This window comes from Erythrobacter sp. HKB08 (genome assembly GCF_004114695.1).
Classification (GTDB): Bacteria; Pseudomonadota; Alphaproteobacteria; order Sphingomonadales; family Sphingomonadaceae; genus Parerythrobacter_A.
The window spans coordinates 2,429,988-2,448,892 of record NZ_CP035310.1 but is presented as its reverse complement, the minus strand read 5'-3'; the positions used below and the strand labels follow the sequence as shown (position 1 = coordinate 2,448,892).

General features: G+C 64.1%; 22 protein-coding genes and 1 other RNA gene. 11 read left to right on the top strand and 12 right to left on the bottom strand.

Annotation, left to right across the window (positions count from 1 at the left end; translation table 11 throughout):
• Nucleotides 1-56: 56 nt before the first annotated feature.
• From EO245_RS11875 to EO245_RS11865, 3 genes are all read left to right on the top strand, one after another.
• A complete protein-coding gene (locus EO245_RS11875) occupies nt 57-533 on the top strand; it encodes an RDD family protein (protein WP_128893125.1) in 477 nt (158 codons plus the stop codon).
• Between the two features lie 58 nt (nt 534-591).
• Nucleotides 592-1,062: a DUF805 domain-containing protein gene (locus EO245_RS11870; RefSeq protein ID WP_164931319.1), complete on the top strand. Its 471-nt coding sequence runs from the start codon at nt 592-594 to the stop codon at nt 1,060-1,062.
• Nucleotides 1,063-1,153: 91 nt separating this feature from the next.
• Nucleotides 1,154-1,576, top strand: coding sequence for a DUF805 domain-containing protein (locus tag EO245_RS11865; protein WP_128893123.1), 423 nt, complete (start codon nt 1,154-1,156; stop codon nt 1,574-1,576).
• Nucleotides 1,577-1,580: 4 nt separating this feature from the next.
• Here EO245_RS11865 and EO245_RS11860 read toward each other — a convergent pair whose 3' ends face one another.
• Nucleotides 1,581-4,100, bottom strand: a complete 2,520-nt coding sequence (locus tag EO245_RS11860; RefSeq protein WP_128893122.1) for an ABC transporter permease — start codon at nt 4,098-4,100, stop codon at nt 1,581-1,583.
• Nucleotides 4,097-4,786 (bottom strand): ABC transporter ATP-binding protein, encoded by a 690-nt coding sequence (locus tag EO245_RS11855; RefSeq protein ID WP_128893121.1) that lies wholly within the window; start codon nt 4,784-4,786, stop codon nt 4,097-4,099. Before EO245_RS11855 ends, EO245_RS11860 begins: the two co-directional genes overlap by 4 nt.
• Before the next feature lie 47 nt (nt 4,787-4,833).
• Here EO245_RS11855 and EO245_RS11850 point away from each other — a divergent pair, with 47 nt between their 5' ends.
• The gene (locus EO245_RS11850) at nt 4,834-5,523 is read left to right on the top strand and encodes an arylesterase (RefSeq protein WP_128893120.1); all 690 of its coding nucleotides are present in this window, start codon (nt 4,834-4,836) and stop codon (nt 5,521-5,523) included.
• On the opposite strand, the gene recF is transcribed toward EO245_RS11850, so the two are convergent.
• Entirely contained in the window at nt 5,524-6,609 is a 1,086-nt protein-coding gene (gene recF / locus EO245_RS11845; RefSeq protein ID WP_128893119.1) for a DNA replication/repair protein RecF, read from the bottom strand.
• 230 nt (nt 6,610-6,839) lie between these two features.
• On the opposite strand from recF, the gene EO245_RS11840 reads away from it, so the two are divergent.
• From EO245_RS11840 to EO245_RS11835, 3 genes are read left to right on the top strand one after another with little or no spacing between them, the layout of a single operon-like run.
• On the top strand, nt 6,840-6,971 hold the full coding sequence (locus tag EO245_RS11840) for a recombination protein F (protein ID WP_128893118.1): 132 nt from the start codon (nt 6,840-6,842) through the stop codon (nt 6,969-6,971).
• A gap of 38 nt (nt 6,972-7,009) precedes the next feature.
• Nucleotides 7,010-7,141: a hypothetical protein gene (locus tag EO245_RS13550; RefSeq protein WP_255416942.1), complete on the top strand. Its 132-nt coding sequence runs from the start codon at nt 7,010-7,012 to the stop codon at nt 7,139-7,141.
• Nucleotides 7,138-7,353: a PspC domain-containing protein gene (locus tag EO245_RS11835; protein ID WP_128893117.1), complete on the top strand. Its 216-nt coding sequence runs from the start codon at nt 7,138-7,140 to the stop codon at nt 7,351-7,353. Before EO245_RS13550 ends, EO245_RS11835 begins: the two co-directional genes overlap by 4 nt.
• A gap of 110 nt (nt 7,354-7,463) precedes the next feature.
• Here the strand turns inward: EO245_RS11835 and EO245_RS11830 are convergent, their stop codons facing one another.
• From EO245_RS11830 to EO245_RS11810, 5 genes are read right to left on the bottom strand one after another with little or no spacing between them, the layout of a single operon-like run.
• Nucleotides 7,464-8,246, bottom strand: coding sequence for an SDR family oxidoreductase (locus EO245_RS11830; protein ID WP_128893116.1), 783 nt, complete (start codon nt 8,244-8,246; stop codon nt 7,464-7,466).
• A gap of 4 nt (nt 8,247-8,250) precedes the next feature.
• Nucleotides 8,251-8,796 (bottom strand): NUDIX hydrolase, encoded by a 546-nt coding sequence (locus tag EO245_RS11825; RefSeq protein ID WP_128893115.1) that lies wholly within the window; start codon nt 8,794-8,796, stop codon nt 8,251-8,253.
• A gap of 11 nt (nt 8,797-8,807) precedes the next feature.
• Entirely contained in the window at nt 8,808-9,485 is a 678-nt protein-coding gene (locus tag EO245_RS11820) for a TPM domain-containing protein (protein ID WP_128893114.1), read from the bottom strand.
• A complete protein-coding gene (locus tag EO245_RS11815) occupies nt 9,486-10,316 on the bottom strand; it encodes a YgcG family protein (RefSeq protein ID WP_128893113.1) in 831 nt (276 codons plus the stop codon).
• A 53-nt stretch (nt 10,317-10,369) separates the two neighbouring features.
• Nucleotides 10,370-10,993 (bottom strand): LemA family protein, encoded by a 624-nt coding sequence (locus EO245_RS11810; RefSeq protein WP_128893112.1) that lies wholly within the window; start codon nt 10,991-10,993, stop codon nt 10,370-10,372.
• A gap of 167 nt (nt 10,994-11,160) precedes the next feature.
• Between EO245_RS11810 and mscL the strand changes: the two genes are divergently transcribed.
• Entirely contained in the window at nt 11,161-11,625 is a 465-nt protein-coding gene (gene mscL / locus EO245_RS11805; protein WP_128893111.1) for a large conductance mechanosensitive channel protein MscL, read from the top strand.
• Nucleotides 11,626-11,637: 12 nt separating this feature from the next.
• Nucleotides 11,638-11,983, top strand: a transfer-messenger RNA (tmRNA) gene (ssrA, locus tag EO245_RS11800).
• A 152-nt stretch (nt 11,984-12,135) separates the two neighbouring features.
• Here the strand turns inward: ssrA and EO245_RS11795 are convergent.
• The 4 genes from EO245_RS11795 to EO245_RS11780 form a co-directional block, all read right to left on the bottom strand.
• On the bottom strand, nt 12,136-12,381 hold the full coding sequence (locus EO245_RS11795; RefSeq protein ID WP_128893110.1) for a hypothetical protein: 246 nt from the start codon (nt 12,379-12,381) through the stop codon (nt 12,136-12,138).
• A 119-nt stretch (nt 12,382-12,500) separates the two neighbouring features.
• Nucleotides 12,501-13,754, bottom strand: a complete 1,254-nt coding sequence (locus EO245_RS11790; protein WP_128893109.1) for an N-succinylarginine dihydrolase — start codon at nt 13,752-13,754, stop codon at nt 12,501-12,503.
• Nucleotides 13,751-14,767: an arginine N-succinyltransferase gene (locus EO245_RS11785; protein ID WP_128893108.1), complete on the bottom strand. Its 1,017-nt coding sequence runs from the start codon at nt 14,765-14,767 to the stop codon at nt 13,751-13,753. Before EO245_RS11785 ends, EO245_RS11790 begins: the two co-directional genes overlap by 4 nt.
• Nucleotides 14,764-15,972 carry a hydrolase gene (locus tag EO245_RS11780; protein ID WP_128893107.1) on the bottom strand — a complete coding sequence of 403 codons (1,209 nt, stop codon included), beginning with the start codon at nt 15,970-15,972 and terminating at the stop codon, nt 14,764-14,766. Before EO245_RS11780 ends, EO245_RS11785 begins: the two co-directional genes overlap by 4 nt.
• A gap of 175 nt (nt 15,973-16,147) precedes the next feature.
• Here EO245_RS11780 and EO245_RS11775 point away from each other — a divergent pair, with 175 nt between their 5' ends.
• Together EO245_RS11775 and EO245_RS11770 are read left to right on the top strand one after the other, a co-directional pair.
• The gene (locus EO245_RS11775) at nt 16,148-18,247 is read left to right on the top strand and encodes a malate synthase G (RefSeq protein ID WP_128893106.1); all 2,100 of its coding nucleotides are present in this window, start codon (nt 16,148-16,150) and stop codon (nt 18,245-18,247) included.
• 76 nt (nt 18,248-18,323) lie between these two features.
• Nucleotides 18,324-18,854, top strand: a complete 531-nt coding sequence (locus EO245_RS11770) for a hypothetical protein (protein WP_128893105.1) — start codon at nt 18,324-18,326, stop codon at nt 18,852-18,854.
• Nucleotides 18,855-18,905: the final 51 nt, after the last annotated feature.

The window sequence follows — 18,905 nt, the reverse complement described above, 5'->3', positions numbered from 1 at the left end:
TGCCATTTCATCATTTCGATGCATGCATATGGCGGGACGTAACTTACGGGGGTCACATGGATAATTACGCAGGTTTCTGGATACGCACGGGGGCGTATCTGATCGACAGCATTCTGCTGACGTTCGTCATGCTCATCATCCTGTTCGTGATGGGCGGGGCGATCGGTCTTGCATCGGATCCGGGCGGACCGTCCGATGCCGCGGCAGGTGTCGGGGTCGTTATCATGTACCTGCTGATCTTCGGCGGGCAGTGGCTGTATTTCGCGCTGATGGAGAGTTCGGAAAAGCAGGCCACGCTCGGCAAGATGGCGGTCGGCATCATCGTGACCGACGAACATGGCGGGCGCCTGAGCTTCGGGCGCGCGACGGGTCGCTATTTCGGCAAGATCCTGTCGGGCCTGATCATGTACATCGGCTACATCATGGTCGCCTTCACCGACCGCAAGCAGGGCCTGCACGACATGCTCGCCTCCACGCTGGTGGTACATGGCAGGCCGGGTGACGTCGCGGCCGATCCAGCCGTCTTCAGTTGAACAAACAAAGGGGCGGGGACTTGCTCTGCAACCCCGCTTCCAGATTTCGGGTCTTAAAGTGAACAACCAGGACGTACCGCCGAAGACGGCAATCTTCGCGTGGATGACTTTGCCATACAAGCGCTTTGCCGATTTCAGCGGACGCTCGAGCCGCCGCGAGTTCTGGTTCTACAGCCTCTTCCTGACGCTGCAGTATTTCCTCGCCATGGCGATAACCATCGGCGCGATCGCAGCAATCGACCGGACGGGTAACGAGGCAAGCGCCGGACCCGGTGTGCTGTTGGTATTCCTACCCGTACTGGCCGTTTTTCTCGCCAATTTCGTGCCCGGTCTCGCGCTGACATGGCGCCGTTTTCAGGATTTCGGCGCGCCGGGCTGGCTTGCGATCATTTGCGTCTTCGCGGTCTTCCTGCTCAGCCTGCTGGCCTGGATCGCCTATATGGTCGTGATGAGCCTGCCTCCGCAGCAGGGCGAGAATGCCTATGGCCCGCCCGTCTATGGCGAGAACCTCGGCGACATTTTCAGCTAGGCGCCAGCAGCGCTCCTGCCAGACTTAGGGCATACCGGCACCGGCCAGGCGACAATATCCCACCTCCATCCAATCGCAATGGAGGGGTTCGATGCTCGAAAAGATGTTCCTGCCGTACAAGCGCTACGCCGACTTCAAGGGGCGCTCCACCCGCTCGGAATACTGGTGGTTCATGCTGTTCTTCGTGGGTGTCATCGCCATCGGCTATGCGATGATGGGGATCAGCGGGGCCTTCGACCCGTCGTTCAACCCCGATACCGATGCAGGCGCGCTGTTCTACATCGCGACGCTCGGGATTTTCGTGTTCGTCCTCGCAAGCCTCGTCCCCGCGATCGCGGTGGAAGTGCGTCGCTATCACGACCAGGACAGGTCGGGCTGGTTCTGGTTCGTGCGCTTCGTGCCGATCATCGGCGGCTTCATCGTACTAGTCTTCATGTGCCTGCCGGGAACCAAGGGCGACAATCGCTACGGCCCGGACCCGCAGGACCAGTACGGTACGGGCGTATTTTCCTGAGCCGTTAAAGCGCGCGAAGCGCCTGCGCCGGTTTCGCTCTCAGGAGCGGGAGTGAGCCGGCGAGTGCGAAGACCAGCACGAACAGCAGACCGGCACCGAGAACGGCAAGAATCTCGCCCCAGTCGGGCAGCCAGTCGAACTCGAACAGCTGGGTGATGACCAGCCAGCCGAGCCCGGTCCCGATGGCGAGCGCGACGCCGGCGAGCACAAGCGCAAGCAGCCCGTATTCGGCCAGCTGCATCAGCAGGACCTGCCTGCGGCTCGCTCCGAGGACGCGTAGGACGACCGTGTCGTAGGTCCGCGCGGCGCGCGCAGCCGCGATGGCTCCGATGAGGACGGCTAGCCCTGCAAGGACGGCGACCGACGCGGCCGCAAAGGTTGCAACGCCAACCTGCGTCAGGATGGTGCGGGCCTGTTCGAGCACGCCGCCGATCTCGATAACCGAGGCCGATGGCAGCGCCTGCACAAGACCGCGGAGGAGCGGCCCGGTCGGCGTGCCCTCGGTCAGCTCGATGGTCGCGGCGAAGTTGTGCGGGGCATCGCGCAGGGCATTCGGGCTGAAGACCAGCACGTAGTTGAAGCCCATGCTCTCCCAGTCGATCTGGCGCAGGTTCGCGACGCGCGCGGTCCGTTCCACCCCGAGAACCCCGACTGTCAGAATGTCACCGACTTCGAGACCGATCGTCTCGGCAAATTCGATGTCGACCGAAACGAGCGGTTCGCCCTCGTACATCGGGCCCCACCATTGCCCTTCGACGATGGAATTGCCCTGCGGGACTTCCTCGGCATAGGTCAGGCCGCGCTCGCCGCGCAGCGCCCAGGCGCCTTCCGGGATTTCCTCGAGGTCCGCCACGCGGGTCGGGTTCTCTTCCGCACCATAGGCGAGGATTGCGCCGCGAAGGGCAGGGATCGCTCGAACCATCGCGTCGGGATCCTCGGCCCGGACCAGACCTTCGAACTGCTCGACCCTGTCCTGCGGGATATCGAGCACGAAGTAATCCGGTGCCTCCTGAGGCACCCGGCTTTCGATATTGCCATTGATGCTCGACTGTATTGCGGCGAGCAGGACGAACGCACTGAGGCCGAAGCCGAGCGCGGTCACCAGCGCCCCTGTCGAGGCGCCGGGGCGATGCAGATTGGCGAGCGCGGCGCGCACCAGCGGGTTCTTCGGCGTCGGCAGCGCGCCGGCAAGCTTGCGGATCCCCCAGCCGAGGAGGGCAAGCAGCAGCAGCATCGCTGCCGCGCCGCCGAGGAAGGCGCCCGACAGCATGGGCTGGCGCGAAGTGAGCAGGGCGAGGGCGACGATACCGATCAAGCCTCCCAGCACCCACATTAGCGCGCGACCGTCACGGGCGAGAGGGACGATGCGCGCCCGCATCAGTGCCATGGCGGGATAGCGCCGTGCGCGCAGGATGGGCGTCGCAGCGAAGACCAGCGCAACCAGCAGCCCGTAGCCTGCAGCGAGCAGCAGTGCGGAAGGCTCGAAGACGAAGCCCCTCTCGACCGGGAGAAGCCCGTCGAGGGCAGTCGCCAGAAGCGGTGTCACGAGCATGCCGGTGAGCAGGCCGAGCAGGCTGCCCGCGAGCGCCGCAGCACCGATCTGCAGTGCATAGATGCGCGCGATGTCCTTGCTCGAAGCGCCGAGGACTTTCAGCGTCGCAATGCTCGTGCGGCGCGCCTCTAGGTAGGACGAGACGCCGCCGCCGATGCCGATACCCGCGATAACCAGCGCGGCGAGGCCGACGAGCGTCAGGAACTCGCCCATGCGCCCGACGAAGCGGTCGGCACCGGGCGAGGCGCGGTCGCGGGTGCGGAAATCGAACCCGGAATTGGGGAACTGTTCGGTCAGTTCTTCCTCGACGACCTCGGGATCGCGCGCGCCGTTGAAGGCGACGCGATACTTGCTCTGGTACATCGAGCCCGGTGCGATGAGGCCGGCAGCCTGCGGGAAACTCTCTGCGACGAGCACCGTCGGGCCGAGGGAGAATCCCTCGCTCAGCTTGTCGGGCTCGTTCTCGATGACACCCGCTGCGGTGAGCGTCTGCGTGCCGACGCGGAAGGTCTCGCCGACCTCAATGCCGAGCCGGTCCATCGCCCCTTGGTCGAGCCATGCGCTGCCCTCAGCCGGGGCGCCTGCGCTCCGACCGTCCTTGAGCGTGAATTCGCCGTAGAGCGGCCAGTTTCCGTCGATCGCTTTGAGGCCGACGGGCGCGGCGTTGTCGCCCGCGCTCGCCATGGCTTGCAGGCGTGTCCCGCCGGAAATCTCGCCATAGGCTGCGAGCGCCGCCTGTTCGTCGGGATTGAGATCGCGCTGCCAGACCTCAATTTCCAGGTCGCCGCCGAGCAGTTCCTGCCCGCGATTGGCAAGCTCGCGCTCGATGGCGCCGGTCAGCGTCCCGATTGCAGCGAGCGCCCCGGTGCCGAGGAACAGGCACACGAGCAGCAGCCGTAGGCCCTTGAAGCGGGCGTTGAGATCGCGCCGCGCGATCCGCCAAGCGGTCGACCAGGGAAGCGCCGCGCTCATTTCGCTGCCGTATCGCTCGCGATCTTGCCGTCGGCGATGGTCACGATGCGACCACAGCGTTCGGCCAACTCGTTGTCATGCGTGATGACGAGGAGGGTAGCGCCGGTCTCGCGCCGACGGTTGAACAGCAGCTCGATGATGTCGTGGCCGGTCGAGACGTCGAGATTGCCCGTCGGTTCGTCGGCGAAAATCAGCGAGGGGCGCGGCGCGATGGCGCGGGCGATGGCGACGCGCTGCTGCTCGCCGCCCGAAAGCTGGGTAGGGTAGTGATCGAGCCGGTGGCCGAGGCCCACCGCTTCGAGTTCTGCGCGCGCGCGGTCCTGCGCGCCGGGGTCGCCCGAAAGCTCCATCGGGGTCGCGACGTTTTCGAGCGCGGTCATCGTCGGCAGCAGGTGGAATGCTTGCAGCACAATCCCGATATGTCCGCGGCGCGCGCGGGCGAGGTCGTCCTCGTCCATCGCGGTGAAATCTTGTCCCGCGACGGTCAGCGAACCGCCTGTCGCCCGTTCGAGGCCGGAGAGAACTGCCATGAGCGAGCTCTTGCCCGAGCCGGAGGGGCCGAGCAGGGCGAGAACCTCGCCATCGGAGACGTCGAGATCGATCCCGCGCAGGATTTCGACCGGAGCGCTGTCCTGGCCGAGAGTGAGCGTGAGATTGCGAGCGATAATGGTCTGGGGGCTTGTCACAGACTGCCGATTGCATAGGGGAAGGGGACGAGCAAGGAGGCTCGCAGATGAAACTTAGCCATTTGTCGATTGTTCCCGCGCTTCTCCTGGCCGCCTGCGGCAGCGAAGCCCCTGCACCAGCACCCGGCGAAGAGAGCGAGATAGATCGCCCGCTCGCGCAGCCCGTCATGGGGCCGCAGCGCAATATCCTCGCCTTCGGGAACAGCCTGTTCGCCGGCTACAATGTCGACAAGGCGGACAGCTATCCCTCCAAGCTGGAGGCGGCCCTGCGCGCGCGCGGCGTCAATGCGCGGGTGACCAATGCGGGCGTGTCGGGCGACACGACCCAGGCGGGCCTGCAGCGGCTCAACTTCACGCTCGATGCGCAGGCGCAAAAGCCGGACCTGTTCATTCTCGAGCTCGGCGGCAACGATTTGCTGCGCGGGCTGAACCCGGACCAGACGCGCGAAAATCTCTCGGCCATGCTGGCGGAATTGAAGCGGCGGGAAATCCCGGTCCTGATCATGGGCATGCGCGCACCGCCGAATTTCGGCGAGTTCCAGGGTGAATTCGACAATCTCTATCCCGAGCTTGCGAAGGAATTCGGCGCGGACCTCTATCCCTTCTTCCTCGAGGAGATCTACACGCAGCCCGAGCTGTTCCAGTCCGACCGCATCCACCCGACACCGAGCGGGATCGAGGAGCTGGTGGCAGGCACGGTCGACGAGGTGATCGAGGCGCTGCCCGAAGCGAACTGACTAGAGGCGGCGGACCGCGCCGCCTTCGACCTGCCAGATCGCGGCTTCTTCGCGGATATCGGCGAATGGCGCGAGCTCGGTGCCAGTGAGCCAGACCTGCGCGCCGCTCGCACGCAGGCGGTCGAACAGCGCCTTGCGGCGTAACGGATCGAGATGGGCTGCGACCTCGTCGAGCAGCAGAACATTGGGCCGGCCGGCGGCCGCGAGCTCTGCATGGGCGAGGATGATCGCAATCAGCATCGCCTTCTGCTCGCCGGTCGAACAATTGGCGGCGGGCATGTCCTTGCCAGCCATCGAAACGAGCAGGTCATCGCGGTGAGGGCCGGTGAGGGTGCGCCCGGCTGCACGATCGCGCGAGCGGCCGCTGCGCAAGGCCTCGCGAAATTCTCCCGGCGTTTCAGGTCCGCCCGCGGAATAGGTTAGTTCCGGACGCGCGAAAGGCTCTTCGGGCAGCTCGGCGATTGCCTTTTTCAGCCGGATGATGGTGGAAAGTCGTCCGGCAATAAGTTCGCCCCCATGCTCGACCATCTGGGCTTCGATCCCGTCGAGCCATGCCGGATCGGGCGCGCTTTCGTCCGACAGGAGGCGATTGCGCTCGCGCAGGGCGTTCTCGTAGCGCGAGGCATGGCGGGCATGGTCGGGGCGAATGGCAAGGGCCAGCCGGTCGAGGAAGCGGCGCCTGCCGCCTGCGCTATCCATGAACAACCGGTCCATTGCCGGCGTGAGCCAGCCAATCGCGAGCCACTCGCCAAGCGAGATGGCGCTGGTCTCGCTGCCGTTGACGCGCACGCGCCTGCGGCCCGGCTGGGCTGCATCGGTATAGGTGCCGAGCCTGACTGGCTCCTCCCCATCGAGCGGATCGAGCGTCGCGCCGACCGAGAAACCGCCGGCACCACCCGACGATGCCATTTCGGCCAATGCCGCGCGTCGCAACCCGCGGCCAGGCGCGAACAGCGAGATCGCTTCGAGCACATTGGTCTTCCCTGCGCCGTTTTCGCCCACCAGCAGGTTGAACCGTCGCGCACCATCAAGCGCGGTTTCGGCATGGTTGCGGAAGCTGGAAAGGTTGATGCGGTCGAGCGCCATGAGCGTCGATCCTCCTAGCCACGGCGCAGGCGGGAAACCAGCCGAAACAGTCACTTCCAAGAGTTGGGGAATTTTCCCAACATTCAGTAATCGTTAATATTCGAAATCATGGCGAAGTGGTTAAAAACGGCTGAATTCCGCCATTTTTCGAGTTTGGCACGCTCCCTGCAAAGTGTTGGGCGTCGGCAGGAACGGTCCTCCGGCGAAACTTTGAAAGGGGAATTTGAAATATGTTTACGCTCAACGATCTCAGCGGCCGCATCCTTGCAGCGGTTAGCTCGCTCGCAGTTTCGGCCTTCGTTTTCGCAGTCGCGATCGCACCGGCCAACCAGGGTGCAGTCCTTCCGGTCGTGATGGCCTGATCTCACACAACGCAATTCAACTAGAAAGGTATATTCAAATGTTCAGCTTCGAGAATGTCAGCAACCAGTTCTTCGCTGCAGCTGTCTCGATCTTCGTCTCGGCCGTCTTCATGGCCGCAGCAATCGCACCCGCAAATGGCGGCGCAGTCCTGCCGGGAGTGATGGCATGAGCGTTATCAAGCACGACCCGATCGGCGGCCCGCCCAGCAAGGGCTTCCGCCTCGACCGCACCGATGCGAAAATCTGGGGTGTTTGCGGCGGTATCGCCAACTACACCGGCATCGACGCAACCCTGGTCCGCGTGGGCTTCGTGATCGGCGCACTGGTCAGCTTCGGCACCGCGGCCGTCATTTACGGCGCGATCGGCCTGATCGCAGACTAAGACGCGGCACCTGACAGCTGTCCCGGTTTTCGGGCCAGCCGCGCCTTCAGAAATGGAAAACCGGGAGGGGCCAATCGGCCCCTCTCTTGTATCCGGGTTCCGCCCCGGCCTTACATTGCCGAGATGCCGCCATCGAGCTTGAGCTCGGCGCCGGTCATGAAACGGCTTTCATCGCTTGCGAGATAAAGCACCGCATTGGCGATGTCGTTCGGCTCGCCGACGAACTTCAGCGGGATCTGCCGCGCCAGCTTCTCCATCAGCACGCCCTTGTCGAGATTGTGGTTCTTCGCCGTCCCGTCGAGGATCGGCGTATCGACGAAGGTCGGGTGAACCGAGTTGCAGCGGATGCCCATGTTGTTCTTCGCACAGTGCAGCGCAATCGACTTGGTCAGCATCCACACCGCTGCCTTCGACGAGTTGTAGGCCGGCATGGTGTCGCTCGCGATGAGGCCTGCGATGCTCGAGATATTGACGATCGAACCGGGCGCATGCTCGCGCATCAGCGGCAGGGCCTTCTGGCAGCCATGGAAGATCGAATCGACATTGACGGCGAAGCAGCGCTTCCAGTCTTCGAACTTGCAGGTTTCGATATTGCCGCCGACACCGATGCCGGCGTTGTTCACCAGCACGTTGAGCCCGCCGATCTTCTCGCGCGCCATGTCGACCGCATCGGCCCACTGGCCCGCGTTGGTGACGTCGTGCTCCATCGAATAGGCGGTGCCGGCCCCGAAGGCGTTGTTGATCGCCTCAGCCGTATTGGCGGCACCGTTTCCGTTGATGTCGGTGCACAGGACACGCGCACCTTCCTTCGCGAGCAAGGTTGCATGGGCGGCGCCCAGTCCCTGCGCCGCGCCCGTTACCAGTGCCAGCTTGCCCGCTACCCGTCCTGCCATATTCTCATTCCTCTCCGATAAATCCTGCCGCCATCAGCATGGCGATCCTTACGTCCACTGCATGGCCTCTTGCGCGCCATGCCGCAACGAATTGCGGCAGGTGGTCGAGCTTGACCCGGTGAACGGTAATGTCTTCGCTATCCGTGCCGCCGCCTTCGCCGACCTTGGTTAAGTCGCGGGCACGAAGCAGGGTGAAGCTCTCGCTCACCATGCCGGGGCTGGAATAGAAGTCGCCAAGATTTTCCATCCGCGCGGCGGTGTAGCCGGTTTCTTCTTCCAGCTCGCGGATTGCCGCGGTCTCCGCGCTTTCGTCTTCCATGCCATCGTCGTCGCCGATCAGGCCAGCCGGCACCTCGAGGCAGACGCGGCCGAGGGGGACGCGGTATTGTTCTACCAGCAGCACGCAGCCTTCATCGTCGATCGCGATGATCGCCGCTGCCCTGATGCCGCGAGCGCGCCCCGCATATTCCCACTTACCGCGCTTCTTGGCGGTGATGAAGTTGCCCTGCCAGACGATTTCTTCCGGCAGATCGGCGTCGCTCGTGCTCATGGCTGGGGGTGTTAGACTTCGATGAGGCGGTCGGGCAACTCGTTCTCGTCATCTTCTGCCCGCGGAAAATGCTGCGAGAGCACTTCGCCCACATCGCGCACGCCTGCGGCGAGGCCTTCAGCGATGCACCCCTTGCGGATTTCGACGAGCATATCGGCCATGGCATTGCCCCAGACTTCCGCATCGACCTTCACCGCGATGGGTTCGTCGGCAACGATCTCCGCACGGTGTTCCCGCATCGAGAGGTAAATGAGGATGCCGGTGCGGCCATGCGTGCGGCGTTCAGCGCCGACCTTGAAATGCTTGACCGCACGTTCGCGCACGCGGTCCGACTTCACCGGACCGGGAATGGTGCGGAAGCGCAGCGCATCGATACGCAGGACGAGCCAGACGATGCCGAAGGTGGCGACGCCAACGGTCAGCACCATTGATATGACCTCGGCAATGGACCATTCGGTTCCCCAGTCGCCGGTCAGCTGGTCGGCCCAGCCGATCAGGACGTCGGGCCAGATCGCGAAAACGCTCATCGCGGTGAAGGCCGCAAGCGCGCACCAGGCAAGGACGATGTCGGAATAGCCATCGGACCTGTCGGCGAGGACAGTCACGATTTCGCCGGAGGTAGTCAGTTCGGCATCGCGCACCGCCTGGGTGACGGTCTCGTGCCCCTTTTCGTCGAGATAGCGTCCCATCTACCAGCTCCCGCTCGCACCGCCGCCGCCGGACATGCCGCCGCCGAAACCACCGAAACCGCCGCCACCGGAGAAGCCGCCTCCGCCTCCTCCGAAGCCGCCGAAACCACCGCTGCCCCAGTCGTCGCCGTCGCTAAGCGAGCGAGCGATGCCCTTGCCGACTTCCCACAGGATGATGTCGCCGACCACGTCGCCGACGCCGCTGCGGCGATAGCGCCGGCTGCGTCGGCCCGCTCGAAACATCGGCAGGATGAAGAAGAAGAACAGGAAGCCGAACCAGAACAGCGCGCCGATCGGGAAACCGCCTTCGCGAACGGTGCGATTGGCCTCGGCCGCAGCCGCCGCCTCTTCGATCGCCTGCGCATCTTCGGGCGACTTGTCCAAATGCTCGATGATCCGGTCGACGCCCTGGGTGATCCCGGCATCGAAATTGCCAGCCTTGAATTGCGGCGTGATCGTTTCGCGAATGACGCGGCCCGACATGATACCGCCGAAATAGGGATGCAGGCCGTAGCCGACCTCGATCCTCAGCTTGCGGTCATCGCGTGCGACCAGCAGCAGCAGGCCTTGGTCGCGCTCGGCCCCGCCGATGCCCCAGTCGACAAACAGCCCCGTCGCATATTGTTCGAGATTGGCGCCGTTGAGGCTCGGGATCGTCGCGACCACGATCGCGCGCCCGGTGCGCGCATTGTACTCGCGCAGCCGCGCGTCGAGCTCTGCCTCCGCCTGGGGCGAAAGCATCTCGGCGCTGTCGTAGATCGGCCCTTCTGGGCGCGGCGGATAGTCCTGCGCGAAAGCGGGCGCGGCAAGGAGCGCCAGCGCAAGGAGCATGGCGGACAGCGCTGCCCGCCATGCGATTACGGCTTTCGCTGGGTGTGCGGCGATCACTCGCCTGCGCTGTCGGTGCCGGTGATGCCGCTCATGTCGACATCGGGCGCGTCCCTGGCGCTTTCCTCGGCCTCGAAATACTCGAGACGTTCGGCACCGTGAATGATGTTCGCGCCGATCGAGGACGGGAAGGTGCGGATCTCTGTGTTATAATCCTGCGCCTTCTCGTTGTAGCGCAGGCGTTCGGTGTTGATCAGGTTCTCGCTCTCGTCGAGCGCGACCATCAGGTCCGCGAAGCGCGGCTGACTTTGCAGCTGCGGGTAGTTCTCGATGACAGTGCGAAGCTGGCCGAGCGCCTGGGTCAGCTGGTTCTGCGCCTGGCTGAACTTCTGGAACTCGTCCGGGTCGGACAGATCGTCGGTCGTGATGTTGATCGCCGTGGCGCGCGCACGCGCATCGACGACGCCCTGGAGGATGTCACGCTCCGAAATCGCGGCAGCCTCGACCACCGAGACGAGGTTCGGGATGAGGTCCGCGCGGCGCTGCAGCGCGCTTTCGACATTACCCCACTGCGCCTTGGCAGCTTCTTCCTTGGTCGGAACCGAGTTGATACCGCAGCCGGCGAGCCCGAGCGAAGCGAAGGCGACAAGCGCCCAGCGGCGAAGAGCAGCGAAATTCATCGAAATCCCCTTGAGAAACGGCCGCGATGCTTGGGGGCATCGGGCGCGAGTGGTTCTGTATTGCTCATATAGCACACCCTTGTGGATATTCAAGCAATTGGCGGGTTGGCAAGCCGTTGGCGGCGTGCAAAATTCGCCATCCACCGGGTCGCAGCGGAGGGACTGAGATGCTTTCGGAATTCAAGGAATTCATTGCCAAGGGCAATGTCATGGAACTGGCCGTCGCGGTCATCATCGGCGGCGCATTCGCCACCATCGTCGGCTCGATGACGGACGATCTGATCATGCCCATCGTCGGCTGGATTTTCGGCGGGGCGGACTTCAGCCAGTACTTCATCCTGCTGAGCGTGCCGGAAGGCTACGAAGGCTCGACCAGCGACTACGCGGCGCTCAAGGAAGCCGGTGCGGCCATGATCGGCTACGGCGCATTCGTCACCGCGCTGATCAATTTCGTGATCCTCGCCTTCATCATCTTCCTGCTCGTGCGTTACGCCAAGAAGGCAACGGCGCAGTTCGAGGAGAAGAAGGAAGAAGCCCCGTCCGGCCCGACCGAGATCGAGCTACTGACCGAAATTCGCGATGCACTGAAGGGCGGAGCGCCCGGGGCACCGAAGAACGGCCCGATGGGCTGAGGCGCCACACATACACTTCACATTAAGCGGGCGGGGCCTATATAGGTCTCGCCCGTTTTTTGCGGGCTATGGCGATAAATTGCGGTGTGTAATAGACGCAACGGACCCGGGGGCAGTACCCGGCGGCTCCACCAAAATCTCCGGAAATCCGGGTGTTCTGACGGGGCCGAACCAGGATCGACGTGTGTTGAAAGACATCGTTTTCGCCCGGGCTGAGTACCCCGTAAAACTGTTCACAACACACAAGTGCCAACGATAACGAAGCACTCGCTCTCGCAGCGTAATTTTATGGCCTAACGGCCTGAATTTACAAAGCTAAAGCGCGGTTGGACCCACCGGGCAACAGAAGCGGATTCCGGGGCTCCGGGGGTAGCTAGCAACAGAAACCCCCACCTTCTTCTCAATGAGAGCGCTAGCGCCGCCCGGTGCGCGACGGTCCTCGCCCCGCAGGTCATGGGCTGGGGTAGCTAGCAACAGAAACCCCCACCTTCGACAAATTGTGTTGAATTATCAGGCCTGTTCGGCCTCTTCCGCCTCGCGTTCCTTGCGCTCGTAGCGCAGGCAATCGAGGATCTTCGCACCGGCGAGGAATACCGCGCCCGTGGTGGCGAGGAACAGGAGCTTGCCGCCGAAACCCGGATATTCGGTGAGATACTGCGAGCCGCGCGCCGTCGCACCCAGGGCGAGCGCATAGATGATCACGAAAGCTTCGAAGCGCGTCTTGATGACGAACAGCCTTCCGATCTTTTTCAGCACGAGCACTCCTTTCCGTTAACCTCTTCCCCCGCAAGGGGCGTGCCAGTTGCGGATTGCCGCGCCTGGCAGTGGTTAATGCTGCTCGGAGTGTAAACGATGCCGACGCCGTGTCGAGCGCGTTAACCCAGTTCTCGCAAATCGAGCATTTCCAACAGCTTGCTACGGGCATTACGTACCGAGCGTGCAAGCGGTTCCGAACCAATGTCGGACGGGTCGATCTGCTCGGGCCAGTGCTCGGCGATGACGTCTTCGAGTCGCTCGGCCTTGGCATCGTCGAGCAGGAAGCGCGGATCGACGGTCGCCGGATCGGCCACGACGCGCAGGCGCAGGCAGGCAGGGCCGCCACCATTGGCCATGCTCTGCCGAACGTCGACGGGGATGACATGGCGGATCGGACCGTTCGAGGCGAGCATGCCTTCGCACCAGCTCCACACGGCTGCGCTCTCGCGACATTCTTCCGGGACGACCAGCGCCATTTCACCGCTCGGCAGGGTCAGCAGCTGGGCGTTGAAGAGGTAGGTCTTGATCGCTTCGGCGAGGCTCACCGCGCTCGAAGGCACTTCGACCACTTCGAGGGCGGGGAAAGCGTCGCGGATGGCGTCGTAGGCACCCTGCTGGTCGGCAAAAGCTTCCTCGTGCGTGAAGAGCACGCGCTCGTTGGCGACCGAGACGACATCGTTGTGGAAGGCACCGGCTTCGATCGCGAGCGGGTTCTGCTCGATGAACAGGCAGCGTTCGGGATCGAGCCCATGCAGGCGGGCAACCGCGCGGCTGGCCTGTTCGTGTTGGCGCGCAGGGAATTTGCCGCTGGGACGACCGTAAACGAAGACCTCGACGCCCTTGGCGTCATGTCCCTCGCAAAAACGCATGTGATTGGCCGCGCCCTCGTCGCCGAAGCTCGGCGGCACGGCATCGTGCACCGCGAAATGCTTGCTGTCGCCAAAAGCGATGTCGAGCTGCGCCTTGGTGTCGCGCCATTCCTGTGCGCGGTGGACCATGGTGACGAGGTTGGCGGGCGTCAGGTGGCAGCGCCCGTCAGCCGTGTCGGGAGCGGGGCTGACGGTGGCCGCATTGGCGGTCCACATCGAACTTGCCGACCAGGCGGCTGCGAGCAGCGCGCGGTTGGCGGTTGCATCGACCGCGAGCCGCCGCAGCGTCTCTTCATTGGGGCGGGGCAAAGGCAGGAGGAAACCCTGTGCAAGGCCGCGGCCCATGTTGCCACGCATCTTCCCGATCCCCTGCAACGCCGCAGCGCGCGGGTAGGAAGGGTCGCCCTTGTGACTGACGCTCGCGATATTTCCGAGGCTGAGGCCCGCGTAATTGTGCGAAGGCCCGACGATGCCGTCGAAATTGATCTCGACGAGCTTGCTCATCGCGCCACGCTCCACACGATATCGCCCGGCTGGACGTCGAGGATTTCGGCCGCCTTGGCGTCGATCGTGACCGAGCCGTCGGCGTTCACGCAGCGCTCGCCGTAGCAGGCGCGGAAGGTGGTCAGTTGCCCGGTCGCGAGCAGCGCACGCTCGCCGCCCGTGCAGTCGATCCCCTCGATCGCGGCGTGCTTGGCGTTCTTGACGCTCGCCACATTGTCGGTCCGCGCAAGCATCGTCGGACCGCCGTCGAAGATGTCGACATAGCCTTCGTAGGCGAAGCCCTCGTTCTCGAGCATGCGCATGGCAGCGCGCCCCGTCGGGTGCGGCAGGCCAATCACGTCGCGCGCATCGTCGTCGAGCATTGCGACATAGACCGGGTGCTTGGGCATCAGGTCAGCGATGAACTGGTTGCCGTTGATCGCGTTGAAATAGTCCGCTTCCTGGAAGCTCATGCCGAAGAAGCGCCCGGCAACGCCATCCCAGAAGGGCGAGCCGCCGCGGTCATCGATGATGCCGCGCAGTTCGGCGAGGATCCGATCGGCAAATCGCGCGCGGTGCATGGCGATGAACAGGTAGCGGCTGCGCGCCAGCAAGAGGCCGAGTCCGCCCGCTCGTTCGTTCGGATGGAGGAACAACCCGCCGACCTCGCTGCAACCTTCCAGGTCTGTCACCAGGCTGAGGATTTCGGCCCGCACCGTCCGGTCGAGTTCCTGCGAGTACTGGGTGATCGTGCTGAGGCGATAGGAATAGAACGGCCACTGCTGGCCGACCTGCGTGAACAGCTGGCACGTCCCGCGAACCGCCCCGGTTTCGGTGTTTTCGAGGACGAGGACGAACTGGTCGTCGCCCAGCGTTTCCTCTGTCCGGCCGAACGCCTTGGCGGCGCGGTCGAGCTTTTCGGTCAGCGCCTTGCGGTCCGGGGGCAGGTTGGTGAACCCGCCGCCGGTCAGCTTGGCCATCTCGTAAAGCGGTTCAAGGTCGTCGGAGCGCGCGGCTCGCAGGCGAAAACTCAAAGCGGGTCCCCCAAGGCAATTTTCTGCAGCACGAGCGCGGACAGGGCCGCCCGCTCGGACAGAGATGATACGATCATGAATTCGTCGGGCGAGTGGATCTTGCCGCCACGCACGCCCATGGTGTCGACTACCGGCACGCCGGTCGCCGCGATATTGTTGCCGTCGCACACGCCGCCGGTCGATTGCCAGCCGATTGTCTGGCCGAGCGAGGCGCCGCAGTCGCGCACGAGGTCGAAGAGTTTCTGCGCACGGCGATCGACAGGCTTTGGCGGGCGGGTAATGCCGCCATGGCGGTGGATCGAAACCTCGTGCGCCTGCTGGACGTCGCCGATGAGACCGGCAAGCCCTGCCTCGAACGCCTCTGCCGCATCCGGGCTCTTGGGCCGGATGTTGAAGCGTAGCACGGCGTGGTCGGGCACGACATTGTTGGCCGCGCCCCCTTCGATTTTCGCCGGGTTGACCGGACACTCCGCATTCTGGAGCTCTTTCAGCCCGAGCGTCAGGGCAGCCGCTGCGACGATCGCATTGCGTCCGTCCTGCGGATTGCGCCCTGCATGGGCGGATTTGCCGGTGATGGTGAGCGAGTAGTTCCCGCTTCCGCCGCGTGCATGGGCAAGCGTGCCGTCAGGCAGGGCGGAGGGTTCGTAGGTCAGCGCGGCGTATTTGCCTTGCGCCAATTGTTCGATCAGCGGCGCGGAGGCGAGCGAGCCCGTTTCCTCGTCCGAATTGATCATCACGTCATAGCCGCTGCGGCTCGCGACATCGCTCTGCTCGAACGCCTTGAGAGCATGGAGGATGACTGCGATCCCGCCCTTCATGTCGGCAAGGCCCGGGCCGTTGAGGATATCGTCTTCGAGGAAGGTCTGGTCCTGGAAGACGTGCTCTTTCGGGAACACCGTATCCATATGGCCGGTGAAGAGCAGGCGGCGCGAGGCTTCGGGACGCACGCGCAGGACCATGTGCTGGCCGAACTGCCGGTTCACTTCGCGCCCGTCGGCATCGATTGCCGTGACCGGAGCGGGATCGACCAGTTCGATCTCGCCCGGAAGCGCGGAGAAAGCGTCGGCGAGCATGCCCGCCATTTTGGCCAGCCCGTCGAGATTGGCCGTGCCGGTGTTCACCGCGCTCCACTCGCGCGCATGGGCGAGCATCGCGTCCTGGTCGATCGGTTCGATCAAGGCTTGCTGGTCGGCATCAAGTTTCATCTGCAACGGTCTCTAGCGATGGGGCGGTGGGTTTCAAAGGGGCGAAGCGACAGATCGGGGCAAAGTCGTTGCAATCGCTGGCGGGCCCCGCCATATCGCGCCTCGTCCTCCCCGGGATTTGCTACTACGAATCCGCTGCCGGCACGCGTCGGCGGCCAGACATGAGCGAGGACACATGAGCGACTACACGACCCGTGCCGGACTGAAGATCTATCCCGGCCTCGTCGACCTTCTCGAAAAGCAGGTGCTGGGCACGCTGGGCCGCGATGCCGATGCCTTCTGGCAAGGCTTTGCCGATCTCCTCGCGGATTTCGCGCCGCGCAATCGAGCGCTTCTCGCCAAGCGGGACGAGCTGCAGGCGAAGATCGACGCCTGGCACAAGGAACGCCGCGGCAAGGACCACAACGCAGCGGAATACCGCGCCTTCCTCGACGAGATCGGCTACCTCGTGCCGGAGCCGGAAACCTTCACCATCGGCACCCAGAACGTCGATCCGGAAATCGCCACCATGGCAGGCCCGCAGCTGGTCGTGCCGATCCTCAACGCACGCTTCCTGCTCAATGCCGCCAATGCGCGCTGGGGAAGCCTGTACGACGCGTTCTACGGGACCGACGCCCTCGATGCGCCGCCCGCGCGGCCCGGCGGCTATGACGAGGAACGCGGCGCGGCGGTGATCGCACGCGGACGCCGGTTCCTCGACGAGGCACTCCCCTTGGTCGACCAGAGCTGGGCCGACATCGCCGACGAGCATGACGGCAAACTGCAGGACGAAAGCCAGTGGGTCGGTCACACGCCAAAAGGCCTGCTGTTCCGCAACAATGGCCTGCACATCGAAGTCGTGTTCGACCGCGAGCACCCGGTCGGCAAGACCGACAAGGCGGGCATCGCCGACATCATGGTCGAAGCGGCGCTGACCACGATCTGCGACTGCGAGGATTCGGTCGCGGCAGTCGATGGCGAGGACAAAACGCTTGCCTACACCAACTGGCTCGGCCTGATCCGCGGCGACCTCGAAGACACGTTCGAGAAGGGCGGGGCACTGATGACCCGCTCCCTCAATGACGACAAGCTGTACCGGGATGGCGATGGCAACCAGCACGCGCTGATGGGCCGCAGCCTGCTGTTCGTGCGCAATGTCGGCCACCTGATGACCAACCCGGCGATTCTGCTTCCCGATGGCAGCGAGGTTCCCGAAGGCATCATGGACGCGGTCTTCACCAGCACGATCTCCGCGCTCGATGTCGAAGGCCATGCGAAATACGGCAACTCGAAATTCGGCAGCATCTATATCGTGAAGCCGAAGATGCACGGGCCGGAGGAATGCGCCTTCACCAACGACCTTTTCGACGCGGTGGAAGACCTGCTCGGCCTCAAGCGTCACACGATCAAGGTCGGCGTGATGGACGAGGAACGCCGCACCAGCGCGAACCTCGCCGCATGCATCCACGCGGTGAAGGACCGCATCGTCTTCATCAACACCGGCTTCCTCGACCGCACCGGCGACGAGATCCACACCTCGATGCAGGCGGGTCCGATGATCCGCAAGGCGGACATGAAGTCGAGCGCGTGGCTCGATGCCTATGAAAAGCGCAATGTCGGGATCGGCATGGCCTGCGGCCTGTCTGGCCGGGCGCAGATCGGCAAGGGCATGTGGCCCGCGCCCGACCTGATGGGCAAGATGATGATCGAGAAGATCGGTCACCTGCGCTCGGGCGCGAACACCGCCTGGGTTCCCTCGCCGACCGCCGCGACGCTCCATGCGCTCCACTACCACGAGGAAGACGTCTTCGCGGTGCAGAAGGGCCTTGGCGAGACGCCGGGCCTCGAACCGCTGCTGACCATCCCGCTCGCCGACCGCCCCAACTGGTCGGAAGAGGAAGTGCGCGAGGAACTGGACAACAACGCGCAGGGCCTGCTCGGCTACGTCGTGCGCTGGATCGACCAGGGCGTTGGCTGCTCAAAGGTGCCCGACATCAACGACGTAGGCCTGATGGAAGACCGCGCGACCCTGCGCATCTCGAGCCAGCACATGGCCAACTGGCTGCTCCACGGCATCGCGACCGAGGAGCAGGTGATGGACAGCCTCAAACGCATGGCCGCCAAGGTCGACGAACAGAACGCGGGCGATCCGCTCTACGAACCGATGGCGGGCAATTGGGATACGAGCCTCGCTTTCAAGGCGGCATGCGACCTCGTCTTCAAGGGCGTCGAGCAGCCGAGCGGTTACACCGAACCGCTGCTGCACCAGTGGCGACTGGAGAAGAAGGCGAGCTGAGCTTAGGTAGGGGCGATGCTGACGCGCCTCGGCCGAGCGGAAGGAAATCTTCAATTTCTGCTGCTATTCCGGCGGTATGGAGCAGGTAGTTTCCTTCTTTCGTGAACTCGTCTGGCTGACGACCGCGTCGATCATCGGCGCGAGCGTGCTGTTTGGCTGCCTCTACATGGTGATGTCGATCCACCTCATCATGTGGCGCAAGGCAGCCGTGCATTACGGCACCGGCTTCCGCGCGCAGAACAATCCGAGCAAGCTGTTCGGCGCGGCGGCTATTGCGGAGCGTGGCATACGCTGGGGGATGCATTCGAACCGCCGGCAGAATGTCTATCCGCCGATTCGGGTAAGCGTCCTGCCCAGCGGGATCGGCCTCGCCATAATGAAGCCGTTCGATATCGGGTCGCCCAAGCTCTTCCTGCCGTTCGAGGAGATGCATCTCGTCTCGACCAAATGGGCACTGTGGGGCGACCCGGTCGCGATCCGCATGGAGAAGCTCGGCGAGATCGACATCATTCTCTACCGCGAAGCGATGGAATGGGCGGCCGAACATTCGCCGCGCATCGCCGCGATGATGGTCACTGCTGCGCCTCCGGGCCAGATGGCGAGTTGATCGCGCGGCAGGTTTGTATCAAGCTGTCCCCTCGCGTCATGGAAGGGGAGA

Coding starts and splice junctions, on each gene's coding strand:
- EO245_RS11775 (WP_128893106.1), top strand. CDS start 16,148: ATGAGCGACTACACGACCCGTGCCGGACTGAAGATCTATCCCGGCCTC.
- EO245_RS11835 (WP_128893117.1), top strand. CDS start 7,138: ATGAGCGTTATCAAGCACGACCCGATCGGCGGCCCGCCCAGCAAGGGC.
- EO245_RS11860 (WP_128893122.1), bottom strand. CDS start 4,100: ATGAGCGCGGCGCTTCCCTGGTCGACCGCTTGGCGGATCGCGCGGCGC.
- EO245_RS11875 (WP_128893125.1), top strand. CDS start 57: ATGGATAATTACGCAGGTTTCTGGATACGCACGGGGGCGTATCTGATC.
- EO245_RS11820 (WP_128893114.1), bottom strand. CDS start 9,485: ATGGGACGCTATCTCGACGAAAAGGGGCACGAGACCGTCACCCAGGCG.
- EO245_RS11850 (WP_128893120.1), top strand. CDS start 4,834: ATGAAACTTAGCCATTTGTCGATTGTTCCCGCGCTTCTCCTGGCCGCC.
- EO245_RS11825 (WP_128893115.1), bottom strand. CDS start 8,796: ATGAGCACGAGCGACGCCGATCTGCCGGAAGAAATCGTCTGGCAGGGC.
- EO245_RS11770 (WP_128893105.1), top strand. CDS start 18,324: ATGGAGCAGGTAGTTTCCTTCTTTCGTGAACTCGTCTGGCTGACGACC.
- recF (WP_128893119.1), bottom strand. CDS start 6,609: ATGGCGCTCGACCGCATCAACCTTTCCAGCTTCCGCAACCATGCCGAA.
- EO245_RS11840 (WP_128893118.1), top strand. CDS start 6,840: ATGTTTACGCTCAACGATCTCAGCGGCCGCATCCTTGCAGCGGTTAGC.
- EO245_RS13550 (WP_255416942.1), top strand. CDS start 7,010: ATGTTCAGCTTCGAGAATGTCAGCAACCAGTTCTTCGCTGCAGCTGTC.
- EO245_RS11865 (WP_128893123.1), top strand. CDS start 1,154: ATGCTCGAAAAGATGTTCCTGCCGTACAAGCGCTACGCCGACTTCAAG.
- mscL (WP_128893111.1), top strand. CDS start 11,161: ATGCTTTCGGAATTCAAGGAATTCATTGCCAAGGGCAATGTCATGGAA.
- EO245_RS11790 (WP_128893109.1), bottom strand. CDS start 13,754: ATGAGCAAGCTCGTCGAGATCAATTTCGACGGCATCGTCGGGCCTTCG.
- EO245_RS11830 (WP_128893116.1), bottom strand. CDS start 8,246: ATGGCAGGACGGGTAGCGGGCAAGCTGGCACTGGTAACGGGCGCGGCG.
- EO245_RS11780 (WP_128893107.1), bottom strand. CDS start 15,972: ATGAAACTTGATGCCGACCAGCAAGCCTTGATCGAACCGATCGACCAG.
- EO245_RS11810 (WP_128893112.1), bottom strand. CDS start 10,993: ATGAATTTCGCTGCTCTTCGCCGCTGGGCGCTTGTCGCCTTCGCTTCG.
- EO245_RS11815 (WP_128893113.1), bottom strand. CDS start 10,316: ATGCTCCTTGCGCTGGCGCTCCTTGCCGCGCCCGCTTTCGCGCAGGAC.